This window comes from Candidatus Zymogenus saltonus (assembly GCA_016929395.1).
Taxonomy (GTDB): domain Bacteria; phylum Desulfobacterota; class Zymogenia; order Zymogenales; family Zymogenaceae; genus Zymogenus; species Zymogenus saltonus.
On the sequence record JAFGIX010000090.1, the window covers coordinates 1 to 13,131 of the forward strand.

General features: G+C 42.4%; 10 protein-coding genes and 1 tRNA gene. 5 read left to right on the forward strand and 6 right to left on the reverse strand.

The genetic code is table 11. The features are described from left to right. Positions 1–94 precede the first annotated feature (94 nt). From JW984_16625 to JW984_16640, 4 genes are read right to left on the reverse strand one after another with little or no spacing between them, the layout of a single operon-like run. On the reverse strand, positions 95–1,213 hold the full coding sequence (locus tag JW984_16625) for a hypothetical protein (protein ID MBN1574823.1): 1,119 nt from the start codon (positions 1,211–1,213) through the stop codon (positions 95–97). Further along, complete coding sequence (locus JW984_16630; GenBank protein MBN1574824.1) at positions 1,210–2,319, reverse strand: hypothetical protein; 1,110 nt, start codon at positions 2,317–2,319, stop codon at positions 1,210–1,212. The genes JW984_16625 and JW984_16630 overlap by 4 nt, the downstream gene beginning before the upstream one ends. Before the next feature lie 11 nt (positions 2,320–2,330). Further along, positions 2,331–5,132, reverse strand: a complete 2,802-nt coding sequence (locus JW984_16635) for a DEAD/DEAH box helicase family protein (protein ID MBN1574825.1) — start codon at positions 5,130–5,132, stop codon at positions 2,331–2,333. Positions 5,133–5,146: 14 nt separating this feature from the next. Further along, positions 5,147–7,669, reverse strand: a complete 2,523-nt coding sequence (locus JW984_16640; protein ID MBN1574826.1) for a site-specific DNA-methyltransferase — start codon at positions 7,667–7,669, stop codon at positions 5,147–5,149. 387 nt (positions 7,670–8,056) lie between these two features. Between JW984_16640 and JW984_16645 the strand changes: the two genes are divergently transcribed. From JW984_16645 to JW984_16665, 5 genes are all read left to right on the forward strand, one after another. After that, a complete protein-coding gene (locus JW984_16645) occupies positions 8,057–8,752 on the forward strand; it encodes a hypothetical protein (protein ID MBN1574827.1) in 696 nt (231 codons plus the stop codon). Between the two features lie 188 nt (positions 8,753–8,940). Then, complete coding sequence (locus tag JW984_16650; protein ID MBN1574828.1) at positions 8,941–9,468, forward strand: hypothetical protein; 528 nt, start codon at positions 8,941–8,943, stop codon at positions 9,466–9,468. Continuing rightward, complete coding sequence (locus JW984_16655; GenBank protein ID MBN1574829.1) at positions 9,446–10,528, forward strand: site-specific integrase; 1,083 nt, start codon at positions 9,446–9,448, stop codon at positions 10,526–10,528. Before JW984_16650 ends, JW984_16655 begins: the two co-directional genes overlap by 23 nt. Positions 10,529–10,578: 50 nt before the next feature. Beyond that, positions 10,579–10,764 carry a helix-turn-helix domain-containing protein gene (locus JW984_16660; GenBank protein ID MBN1574830.1) on the forward strand — a complete coding sequence of 62 codons (186 nt, stop codon included), beginning with the start codon at positions 10,579–10,581 and terminating at the stop codon, positions 10,762–10,764. A gap of 109 nt (positions 10,765–10,873) precedes the next feature. After that, entirely contained in the window at positions 10,874–11,968 is a 1,095-nt protein-coding gene (locus tag JW984_16665; GenBank protein MBN1574831.1) for a site-specific integrase, read from the forward strand. A gap of 82 nt (positions 11,969–12,050) precedes the next feature. On the opposite strand, the gene JW984_16670 is transcribed toward JW984_16665, so the two are convergent. Together JW984_16670 and JW984_16675 are read right to left on the reverse strand one after the other, a co-directional pair. Then, positions 12,051–12,128, reverse strand: a tRNA-Arg gene (locus tag JW984_16670). A 313-nt stretch (positions 12,129–12,441) separates the two neighbouring features. Beyond that, the gene (locus JW984_16675; GenBank protein ID MBN1574832.1) at positions 12,442–12,774 is read right to left on the reverse strand and encodes a hypothetical protein; all 333 of its coding nucleotides are present in this window, start codon (positions 12,772–12,774) and stop codon (positions 12,442–12,444) included. Positions 12,775–13,131: the final 357 nt, after the last annotated feature.

Consider the following 13,131-nt stretch of genomic DNA (forward strand, 5'->3'; position numbering starts at 1 on the left):
AACAGGCCAAGAAAGTGTCTTGATTTTAAGACGCCTATAGAAGTATTCTTTAATCAACCTGTTGCACTAAAGAGTTGAACCCGCATTACTATTATTACAATAATTCCATGATAATATCCTTTATTTTTTTATCCTGATGTAAGAGAAGTTTTTTCTTGTTGTAGGTGATCAGATCAGGATGAGTGGAGATACGGTAATGCTTTGATCCATCACTCTGAATAAACTTCTGCCCATTCCTTTCAATAAGACTACCTTGAACGGTTGTTCTTAGGTTGCTGTATATTTGATATCTCATTGAATCTGTAATTATTCCTTCAGACTCCAAATCGTAGATATTTAACCAGCCTCCGTTTCCTTTTTTTAACTCGACCACAAATCTCAAGAAAAGGATGAAAAGATAGTCTCCAATGTTTATCTTGTTTTCGTTTATGGTAATTAGATTATTCCACTTCATCGGAATCGTGCCGAGAATATGGACCTTGTCATAACATAGATAGTCAAATTTTTCGTAGTCCAATCTTTGTTCCCCAGAAAGCTCCACAATTAATCTCTCTTCTTTCGCTTTTGGCTTAAGAAGTCCTGATACAAATTTCTCAATAGGAAGTTCAAACGTCTTTGTATTGATATATTCATACAGAGATACTTGAACAATCTTTTCATGTCGAAGAATATTTTTCAGGGATACATCTTCAATCCCTGAAGCTGGTGTAAATACAATAATCACGTCATCTTCATCACAGAGATGTTTTAAACCTTTAAGTTTTACAAGCTCTCCATTGCCTATATTAGGGATAAAGATAAAACCAACACGGCTTTCGTTGTAGAACTTGTGGCCGATATTAAAAAATCCCCCGCTAATTCTGTGGAGGTCTCCATTGATCATGTTTGCAGAACGCAGTTGAGTCAGCAACATATCCGTGGATAAAATGTATCTGTTGAGATTTTCTCTTTCAATGAGAATCGGGTCCTCTTCCGGGTGGTCAAGACATACGGCTTCAAAAGCACCATCATGTTGGATTACTGTCAACTGACAGCCGTGCTGACAACGTGGTAATCTTAAATTTTCCATTTCAGTTTCGGACGGTCTGCAGTAGTTCAAGATTTTTCTTTCAGTAAAATCTTTAAAGCCTTCAATAGATATAGCGAGAAGTTCTCTTTTAGTAAAAAGAGGGTTAGGGCTCTTTTCCATTTCTTGCAGGAGATACTTAATCATGCCAATTTTACTCCGTTTTCTTTTAGGTAATCTCCTACTATATCGGCATACTTCTTTTTAGTAAGGTCTGTAACATTGGGAGGTGTAATTTCAAACGTAATCTTTCTTTGCTTTCCATTAACTTCTAGTATGAACCTGAACTTAGCGTGTACCAAATCTCCAGAACTTAAGGTTACTCCGCTAAGGTCCTCTTCGAGTGTCTTTATTATATTAGAGGATTTAATAACAATCGCCGGATTAGTGATACCCCTAATCGCAAGTTTGACCTCTAAAAGTGTTATGGATGTAATAACATCATTTCCTACAAAACTGAATGTCCCGTTTTGGAGAGGCTCAAGAGTATAAGTCACATCCCTGTCGGGACGATCTGCCTGTCTTTTATCTCCCAGGATCTCTTCAGTAAAGGTGCTGATATAATTCAGTTTGTCCTTTTGGTAAGAAGCTTTTATAGAAAGAATAGATGTATTTTTATTGAACTGAAGAATGTCTTCATAAGCAGGTCTGTAAAATACGGTCTTTACTTCTTTACCTTGCCATATCACTTTTGACTGATTGTAAGAGCCGTGGATGAATACGATAACAGTCTGGTCTTCTTCATCATAGTGTCGTATTATGCATTCTTTCCCCTTTGCCAAATCGGAATAGAACTTCTGTACCTTGTTTTTAAACTTATTTATTTTTTCAGGTGTAATTTCGAAATTATCTGCAGTAATGTTATGGTGGCTCATCTTACTGGAAGCATTGAAAAGGCAATAGTAATCATAAGCATAGTTGAATGCTTCTTTGTGATGAAGAAACATATTCATGGCAAGCTCTTGTCTTTTTTCCTCACCAGTAGTTTCAATGTTGTATTCTTTAATGGCCTTTACTAAAAAATTCATCACATTTTCGCAGATGTCGTTAATATGGGTAAAATCTTCGAGAATGTTGTTTTTCTGTTCTTCGTCATGGAGCGCATCCAGTGACTTAATAATTGAGTCGTAATCAAAGGAGTTAAAAAACAAAGGAAAGGAAGAACCAAATATTTGTTTAAAATATTCCTCGATTAGGGTGTCAGGAATTGAATCTACAAATTTTTGGAGATTTAGACTTCGGTGACGGGGCATCGGTAAACCCTTTATTTATTTTTCCCAACTATTTCATCAATAATCCCCGCCACATCCGCGGGATTCCGTGAAACAGCGCTCCTCCACTTTCCAAAACCACCTTGTTGATTTACGGCCTTTACCCATTCTTCGAGAAACTGTCTTTTGGTAACATCCTCTTGTTTTTCTTCGCCTTTGACTTCTAACACAAGAAAGGAATCGTCATTGAGCTTAATAATAAAGTCGGGGAAATACTTCCTCACAACACCTTTAAAGATGTAATATATCTGGAAACCAAGATGGTCGTTTTTTACCCAGGCCGCCACGTTTTTATTCCTGTCCAATTCAAATGCCTCGCTCGCCTCCCAAGTACTATCTAAGACGCATAAATTGATGTGAGACTTCATGGGATACTCACATGGCTTACCCGTATACCATGTCTGCATATCTTCTGTTGAACGAATTGGCCTGTTACTATCAAATATCGGAACGATCGTTTCGGAGTTTTCGAACTTAATCGATGACCATATATGGTGGACTATTTTACTCATATTGAGAGTCAGGAGCAGGCGTCTCTTTAGCTCGTCTCTGTAGAATAATTGCGGTTCAAATTGAATTTTGTCCGACTCTATGAACTGCTCAACAATTTTTATTATCTGGGCGAGAAGATATTCTTTATTCCCCTGCCATTTTGTTTTCATATCCTCGTAAACGTCTCTTGAAGTCTCAAAAACAATCTTTTGAAAACGAAATTCTTTTACGAGACCTTCAAGGTCAATCTCGGATAGCTTTGAAAAATCGGGCTTCCCATCTATTACTGGCGCCAATTCAGCCAGTTTAACCGTTTCATAGGCATTCAGCGTTAGCGGTTCGACCTTATTTAGATCAAGAGTAAGTTTAGGCTTATAGGTATAGTCGATGCGAATAATATTTGGGAAGGTAATCTCAAATTCCTTTTTCTTATCGACTGGTTCTATTCTTTGTTTTACCTTTATTTTTTTTGGGGGTCCATCAACCGACTCATGTGGTAGAAAGGTAAATGGAATGCCGAAGATATTAACGTAATCGGCCTCAAATAAACCGGTTTCTGGATTCACATCATAGGAGGTCCTTCTAAGACCTCTCCCCACAACCTGCTCGCAGAGTAACTGGCTTGAGAAGGCCCGCAATCCCATAATGTGGGTAACGGTCTTAGCATCCCATCCCTCAGAGAGCATACCAACGGAAATAACGTTTTGTACCTTCTCTCCACGCTTCCCCTTCTTGCCAACCGTATCAACCGTTTCCCTCAATTGTTCCCCGTAGTCTTTCTTTGAGAGCTTCTTGGTTGTTGTCTCTTCTTCATCATCCATCTCTGAATCAAGCACTTCTTCCAAATCAACAGAAGGCTCCTCTTGCATCTCCGCTTTTTCAAGCACCTTGGAATCGATATGGAGGAGCTTGTCGGGATCGCAGAGCTCGTCGATTTTTATCCTTTTATGGACGAAGGAAAAATTTACACGGGCCGCGGTCTCCGTCCTGTTTGCAACGGTAATCATAACGGGGGGCGTGTCATATTTCGCCTTTTCCCATGTGATTTTTGTCTCACGCCAATCCTGGCCCAGGAGATAGTACGCGTTCGTCACGAGGTCAGGCAACGGCACGGTCTCATCCGCCTTGAGGTTAAGATCATCCTTAACTTCAGGGTCATTATAAATATGATATAGACGGGATTTGTATTTAGGTTGTATGCTGTCATCTCTTACAACGACTCGCGGCGTCTTAACGAGTCCCGATTCAATTGCGTCATTCAAACCGAAGTCGCTCACTATCCAATCATAAAGGGATTCTTCGGTGGTCTGTTTCCCCGTGGGGGCAAAGGGTGTTGCGGAAAAATCGTAGCAAGTCAATATTCCCCGTGTCCTGTGAATCCTATCGAGTCCGCTTACCCAAATGGTCGCCTCCTCGATATCCTCCTTTTTCACCCCTTTTACCTTCGATTCGGCGGGTATGCGCCATGCGTGGTGCGCCTCGTCGTTAATGACAACGATGTTGCGGTTGTTAGCCATGTCGCCCAGGACCATTCGGATATAGGCTTCATCGCTCATCACCCCCCGCTTATCGACGCTCCGCTTCTTTTTGATATGCTCCTCGGTATCCCATTTCAGAGTGTGCCAGTTGCGGATGAGAATCTTTCCCTGTCTGAGCTTATCCATCATCCCAAGGGGAATGACCGCAAATTCCTCGTAGTAGTTGTTTGTTTCGGAATGATCCAGAACCTGAAGCCGTTGCTTGACGGTAAGGCCCGGGGCGACGACAAAAACGTTTTTTGAGAAGCGGGGATCCTGGGGATAGGTTGTCTTGTTGATTACCTGCCAGGCGATGAGCATCGCCATGACGACTGTCTTTCCAGTGCCCGTCCCCATCTTCGAGCAGTAGCGTTGAAACATCCCGCCGTCGGGGGGGATATCAATGCCGACCCGTATTGAAGGATCCGCTTCGGCGAGCCAAATAAGGGTCTCCATCGCTTCAAGCTGGCAGAAGAAAAACGGGTATTCCCGCTGGCTTTTATCGTTCCAGTGCTCCAAGAGTCGCTTCGTGATCCCCGTCACGCCGGGGTAGCCCCGCTCCCTCCATTCCTTGACCCGCGGACGGATATCATTGACGAGTTTTATCTCGATAAATCTCCCGGGGTCGTCAAATGACTTGGAACTCTCAGAGGCCACCACATATCCCGCCGGACGCCTCCCCTCAACCAGATCAAACATCCGCGTATTTCGGTCGTACCTCCAGTACTTTCCCGGTTCCTCGTAGGGTGAATTTTTAATGAGCTTATCGATTGTGCTCTGCATCATCCCGCCTCAATCATCTATTCGATGTCTATTATCTTAAGGCTCTCGATACCCCTGTCGTCAACGATTTTTACCGCGATCTTCTTATGCTCGCCCGGCTCAAACGGGAGGGACACCGTTCCGTGATAGGCTTCGATCAGGTCTTCATCGATCTCCGCCCTGAGAGTCCTTTTCAGCCTCGACCACCCGTCCTTCTTCCCGGCCATGGGGAAGAAGACCTGTTTCGGGAAGAGGCTTCTCCCGTCGTAATCGCTGTCGAGCATCCAGAGGGCTATCTTTTCCTTGCTGCCGGATTCGACGTTTCCGGTCTTGGTGTTGTAGTAATCGAATCCGTGGACCTCGACCCGGTATTTTCCGCTGTGCTCACCCTCGCTGATTTTGATTACCCTGACATCCGGCTGGCCCATCAGCCAGAAAGAATCGTTGGATGCGCGCTTCTTCTTCAGGTCTTCGGTGAGGAGGTCGGCGTTCATCTGCGCCTTGAGGAGTGTGACTCCCGGCCATTTTGTCTCGTCGATGTCTTTTGCGGCCTCGGGATCGAATTGAAACGACGCGAATACGATGATGTTCGGTTTTGGCACGAGCGTCTGGGCCTCGTTTATCGCCATCTCCACCTGGCGCTGTTCGAGAGGGGCGTGCTCGGGGCCAAAGGAGATGACCACCCTCTGGGGCCCTCCGTAAGGAGCGCTCTCCTCGCGGACGTGGTCGGCTCCCCGGTCGCTGGGCTTGGTCTCTCCCTCGGCGTGCAAGTATCTTGTCCCGGGGAGGGTTTCAATGCGGGAGAACATGATATACTGCCCGTTCTTTCCCCTTATTCCCGTGCGGAGGAGCTCGTCCTTCCACTCGGCGTGGCGAAGTGTCTCTCCGCTCCGGGAGATGGACTCATCGGATACCGGGGTATCTTCTATTTCCGAGAGCGGCCTAACCGTAGGCGCCGGAACCGCCTCAACGGTGAAGGGGCCGGTCACCCTCACCTTCGATGTATCTCTATAAGGCTTATCGTAAAGGGTCTCCTGTGCCGGCGGCTCGTTGTTTGCGATGGATTTTAAGGTGATGTGGGGAACGGTCTCGTATTTAAATCCGCTCCCGACACCCTGGTCGGGATGGGCCATTTCGTAGTAATCGTAGTTTGCGGTCATGAGCCTCTGTTTTGCGAGAGTTATTGCAATACGTGAGGTGTCGCAGGTAATCCAGCGCCTTCCCCACTTCTCTGCTACGAATGCCGTTGTCCCGCTTCCGCACGTCGGGTCAAATACGAGATCACCAGGGTCAGTGCTCATTAAAATGCAGCGAGCAATTATATTTGTAGGCGATTGAACAACATAATAGTTCTCTGGATCGCGTGCAGCATTAGTCCAAATACTACCAACTTCTGTGAACGGGAAATCATTAAGAAACTGTTTATAGCGTATAGTATTACCGGCTTGTTGAATTCTATTCTGAGCAATGAGATTCTTGATACCGGTTTCTGTTGTCCGCCAAGCCTTATTGACACCAGGTGTGTATGAACGTCCTTTGATTTCGATAGGAAATTTATTAGCAGAGGCGACACCGTGTGTCTGAAGGCTAACTAGTTGAAAAGGATTCCAGTTAGAAGGTATAAGATTTGGTTTATCGCGCTCTTCTCGCGTCATGGGACGAATTTCTTGTGTATTAATGTTTTCAATCTGTGTGAAATGATCACCACTCCCAACACCCGCAATCTGCTCCTCAAAAACCTTATGGAATTTGTATTTATTTCTGTCTTTTGCATAAAATATCAAGTAGTGAGCAGACGACTTGAGTTCTGATCCTATCATTACACCAAGTCGCCGATAACAAATTAAGACAACAAAGTTTCCTTCACCAAACACCTCGTCCATTAACTCCCGCACATGATGTACGTTCTCATCGCTAATCTGGATAAAGACACTACCCGATTCGTTGAGTAGTTCACGTGAGAGCAGAAGCCGGTCACGTAAGTAAGTCAAATAAGAGTGGATACCAAGTTCCCAAGTATCACGAAATGCACGGATCTGTTCCGGCTCAGCAGTAAGGTCTTCATCCCTCCCATCCCTGACATCCCGCTTATTCACAAAGGGCTGAAAATTCGACCCGTATTTGATTCCGTAAGGCGGGTCGATATAGATCATCTGAACCTTTCCCGCCATCCCCTCTTTCTCCAGTAGCGAGTTCATAACGAGCAGGCTGTCGCTGGCAACCAGCCGATTAGACCAGTTGTGTCTGTGCTTGTAAAACTCTATCGCCGTTCTCACCGGCGGGTTTTCCTCGGGCAGCTCAAAGAGGGAAAGCTGGGGCTGCCCGTTGCCGTTTCTCTTCCTTACATTATCGATGATGGTGTGCGGGTCAATCCTCTCGTGAACGTGGAGCGATACGGTCGGCAGTTCAAAGGTCGTCCTCTCCGCCTTCCCCGCCCAGTTGAGATACGGCTCCTGCCTCCGCTTCAACTCCTGAAGGGCGCTTTTGGCCTCGTCAAGATTTTCCGCTGAAAGCCCGTCATCGATGATATTCTCGATCTCGCTCCTCCCCGAATCGAACATCAGCTCCGGGTCGATATGAGGATCGTAGGCGTATCTTTGCTTCCCCTCGTCCTTGTCCGTCTCTGCGGTAACCAACCCGATGGGGGGATTATTCAAACGATCCTTGTCTTTATGGTCGTAGTGGTCTATTCTCTTCTTCTTGCTCATGGTAGAACCTTAGGATTTCAATAATGAAAATTTATTTACATTTATAAGAATCTATTTATTTTCATGCGTCATGATACCAGAAAAGCAAACTACAATCAAACTGTTATTTTTAACATTTCTTCTATTTTATGAAATTTGTGTCTTATTGCGCTTTAAATAGAAGTAATACAAGAGTTTGAACCGTCTATTTTTATCCTTTACCGTAAACTTCTTTATTGATAAAATAAAAGCATGGCAAAGTTGACAAAAGAAGAAAAAGAATTCCTTGAAAAGTATATGGTGCTTGAAAATCCCGGTCCGGAAGGGAAAAAATTCATGGAATATTTTCATAATGCGCCTGATCAAATAAAAAATAAAATCATGAATTATATAAGTAAGAGTAGAGAGCTTACGGATGAGAGAAGAGAAGAAATATTAAGCTCCAAAAAACGTCGAATCATAGTTAAAAACAAAACAACAAATAGAGAACTAAAACCTGAAACACAGTATTTCATAGCAAAAATGAACAGCGCTCAAGATGATGGGTCTAAAAGGAAAATCTTTGACATTTTATATAAGATTTCCGAAGCAAACGAATATTTCAACTCTTTAGAAAACAAAAACATATTTGATCCGAATCTTTTAACAAAGCTAAAAGAAATAGAAAAAATAGTTAATGATAGTGCTGGGGAACTTCAAAGAAAACCAAAGTTGGTAAGATCAATACAACCTGGCGATCATCCAAAATCATATTATGTTTTTGAATCAACAGAACCATCCGATCACAAGAGAAAAATGTATTTTTTATTTCTCGAATTTATCTCCACTAAAGACTTAATGCTGATAAATAAATGTGAGAATGAAGATTGCAATAATCTCTTCTTTGATATCACCAACAAAGCAAAAAGTTGTTCTGAATATTGTAGAAAACATAAGCATTATAAAAAGGTGAAATAGTAGGTAAAAAGATTAGACGCATTTATCTATACTTCTTAGAATAAGCGTCTAATTTACTCGTAAAATCAATACTTTACAATAGACATTCATCCCGCGTAGTGTATTATATTTACTAGATACTTTACGTGGGATTTTTTCATGAGAGAGAATCCACAAAAGAATAGTGTTGATCGACTTAAAATCAAAATATGGCTAAAAAGAAAAGAACATACAACCCAAATCTGATCAAGACAAGGCATTCTTATAATCTTTCAGAAATAACTCAAATTTACGGTATAGACATAAGGACTGCATATAGCTGGAGAAAACGGGGATTGAAGGCCATTGATGAGAATAACAGGCCCTACCTTTTTTGGGGAGAAGAAATCCGGCGGTTTTTAGATGAAAAAAGTAAGACTAAAAAACATACGCTTAAGCCAGGAGAGTTTTTTTGCACTAAATGCCATGCTCCAAGAAGAAGCCTTAACAACAAGATTTCCATTGAAAATACAGATAGAAGCCTCGGTAAAAAAAGCAAGCAGGTTTATTTAAAGGGGATCTGCAATGTTTGCGGGCAAACTCTTTATCTATTTTATTCGGATAAAAAACTTGAACAATTACTGGCATCAGGATTGATCGTAAAGGAACATGATACATATCTATATGGGAGTGGCTACAGCTCCGTAAACATTCAGTTAGAAAAGGTCAATATCAATGAAGCCAAATATCAAGAATGAAAGGATAAAGAGAAGATTTTTCAGATGGCTGAAAGAGGCGAATGGTTGCTGTGAAGCCACTGCCGGCAATGTAGAAAAGGCCCTGTCTTTATATGAGGATTTTACCGGATATGCGGACTTTGCTTCATATAATCCAAACACAGCTATAGAGTTTAAAAAACGGCTAAAAGAACGGAAATACAGAGGCAAAACAATCTCACTTACAACCTATCACGGTTACCTCAAAAACATCAAGAAATTCTTTTTATGGCTGTCATGGCAGGATGGATATAAGAGTAAGATAAAGCCCGACATGGTCGATTATTTAAACATCTCCGATAAAGAGGAGAGGATTGCAAGACAAACCAAACCTATAAATTACCCGTCACTGGACTACGTGATTAAACTAACTGATTCAATAGCAGTAAACACCGAAGTCGATTCAAGAGACAGGGCTCTTATATCCTTTACCCTTCTAAGCGGGATGCGCGTTAAGTCTATAGCAACGCTGCCACTGGGCTGTTTCGACGAGGAGACACAAACAATCAATCAAGATCCCAGATTGGGAGTCCAAACTAAGTTTTCGAAATGCAACCGCTCGGTGCTGTTTAATTTTGACGACAAATTGGTCAAGCATGTAACTGGGTGGATATCATATATAAAGGCAAGAGGATTCGGATCACGAGATCCCTTATTTCCCAGGTCTAAAATAAGACAGGAAGAGAATGGGTTATCCTTTGAAGACTCCTTGGAGATTGAGCCGGTTTACTGGCAGGGAACCGGAAGCATCAGAAAAATATTTAAGAAAAGGAGCCGGGAGGCTGGATTGCCCTATTTCTCGCCCCACACTTTCAGACACCTGGCCGTAGATCTGGCAATTCAAAATTGCAGAACGGGTGAACAGATAAAGGCCGTCAGCCAAAATTTCGGTCATGAGTATATAGCAACAACTTTTTCCTCTTACGGAAATTATGATCAAAATAGGCTAACAGGGATTATTAAAAAAATGGATTTTTCAGGTAAACCTTCAATGCCTGAAGCTCAAAAACTCGAATTAATAAGGAATATTGCTAATTCATAGTATTGAAAATCATTTTTTAAATTTTTCAATTAAAACTTCAATTTAGAAAAGTGAACAAGAGACTGTTAAACATAAAAGAGCTTTCTGATTATATCGGCAAAAAACCTCAGACGATCAGAAACGAGATCTCCAAGGGTATATTCCCCATACCCCGCATCAAGCTTCGTGGCGCTCTGAAGTTCGATATAAAGGATGTTGATGATTTTATTGATGGGATCAAGAGGGAAGTTAATTGACATGTGGGCGGAAAGGGTGATATAGTTCCTCCCTGAAAGGAGGTGATTATTCTTTTCGCCCGGCTCTACCATACCTTTCTTCATCACCCAGATGAGAAAGGAGTAAATTATGGGCGTTTTTCAAAGATATAGAGATAAAGACGGCAAACCATACGGACCATTTTTTGCCAGGTATCCGATTAAAAGGAATATGAACGGAAAGATCGTCTACAGAAGGGAAAGGGTGGGGACCAAAACCGCGGCCAAAGCTCTCTACGCCGAGAAGACTGCCGAGTTCTATTCGAGGGAGCGAAACGGAATTCCGTATACCAGAAATCTTAAGTTTGCACAGCTGGTAGACTGGAATCTTGAACAACCCGGAGTAAAAGCAAAAAAATCTTTTAAAGACGATGTCCAGAGGTCAGGTACTCTCAGGAGGTATTTCAGTCACCTCAGTTGTTCGATGATAAAGCCTTCCAACATCGAGGCGTATAAGCAGAAACGGCTTCAGGAAACATCAAAAACTGGAAGACCTCCTCGGCCCGCGACTGTTAATCGCGAGCTGGCTCTTATGAAGAGCATGTTTAACCTCGCAGTCAGGGATGAGATTCTTTCTTATAATCCCTGCACCGGAGTTTCGATGTTGCCGGAAGAAAACGAGAGAGACAGGGTACTGACCGGAGAGGAGTACAGTAAACTTCTGGAAGAACTTTCAGAGCCGGCAAAATCTGTTGTCCAGGTGGCATACTGGACTGGTATGAGGATTGGTGAAATTATCAACCTGACCTGGGACAGGGTAAACATGAAGGAAGGCTATATTGATCTCGATTATGCCGACACAAAGACGAAACGGAAAAGGCGTGTATACCTTACCGATGGTGTTTCAAAAAACTTTAAGCACATTAACGGGGTAAGAAGTCTCACCCATAAGTTTGTTTTTATCAGTAAAAATGGAAGACCTGTGAAGGGTATTCGCACCGCCTTTGAGGGTGCCTGCAGACGGGCGGGGATTAAAGACTTCGTGATGCATGACCTGCGCCATTGTTTTGCGACAAACATGAGGAAGGCTGGTATCCACGATTCGGTCATTATGGCACAGACGGGTCACAAAACGATGTCCATGTTCCTTCGTTACAATACTGTGGATGAATCGGACGGGAGAGGTGCCGTCAATAGGTTATCTGATTATCTCGATGGCGAGATAAAAAAAGTGACACAAAAGTGACACATGAAAGATTTTAAGTTTTTTTGTGAAGTAAAAAAAAGGGCGGATTCTTTGCCATATTCTTGAAATCATTGGGGAAATTTGGCGCGCCCGGCAGGATTCGAACCTGCGACCTACGGATTCGTAGTCCGGCGCTCTATCCGGACTGAGCTACGGGCGCGAATATTTTATCTATCTTTTATTTGACTCTATTATATATCTTGAATAAGTCTATTTGAGTTTTTCTAAAAGAGTGTGAATTCTATAGCTAAACTCCGGATTTGTCAACAGAATTTCTTCACGGGTCTCTCGTCTCTGTCATAAAAAAATGTCGGCGGGCTATGGGTCGGCGGGTGGCGAGTCACGGCCTATTGTCAAGATGGATTGGATTCAAAGCATTTTGAGAAGAGAGGAAGAACAATGACCCGCATGAAGTATAGTAAAGCCGTCTTATAGGAATGCGAACTGTCAACACAAATCGTGACTAATGCATTTCAAATATCATCAAGGTATTCTTTCAATCCCTCCGATATTTCCTTATAATCTTTTTTGGATTCCACTCCGTACATTTTGTGTGCGGCATCCCGATCTACTGAGATCGATTTCAGCGGCCGCGGGTCTATTTTTTTAAGGATTTCAATTTGTTCTTTATTCAAGCGCAATCTTATTTTTTTGGGATTCATAGAATCTATAATACTACCCCTTGCTTTGGAAATATCTTTAGCCGATATTTCAAATATCTTATATTCAACGCCGAGAATCCTCTTCACTTTTTTTATCTGACTTTCCGTTAGATTAAGCGTGATTATGTCTGTCTTACTTCTCATCTCTTTACTCCAAATTTAGAATATGCGCATTCTTTTTGTATTTGTAGGGTGTCTTTTACACTCTATATCTATTTATTGAATCAACTCCGAATGACTTAAAGCCTCTCTTTCTCCATATGCATGTCATTTTTAAGCGCTGCGACATATTTTTATCGTAATCCCGAATCCGTTGCACTCCTCCATATTTTTTTCACCCTTAATTTACCTAACATTGGTCTACGACTACTTTTTTAAGTAGGACCTGCTTGTAAGATCGTATCGCTATCTACATCTCTCATCCCCTCAAAAGCTTAAACAACTATTTGACGTTCCGCTTACTTCCCACTATATATACGGCAATATTTAATATTTATAATA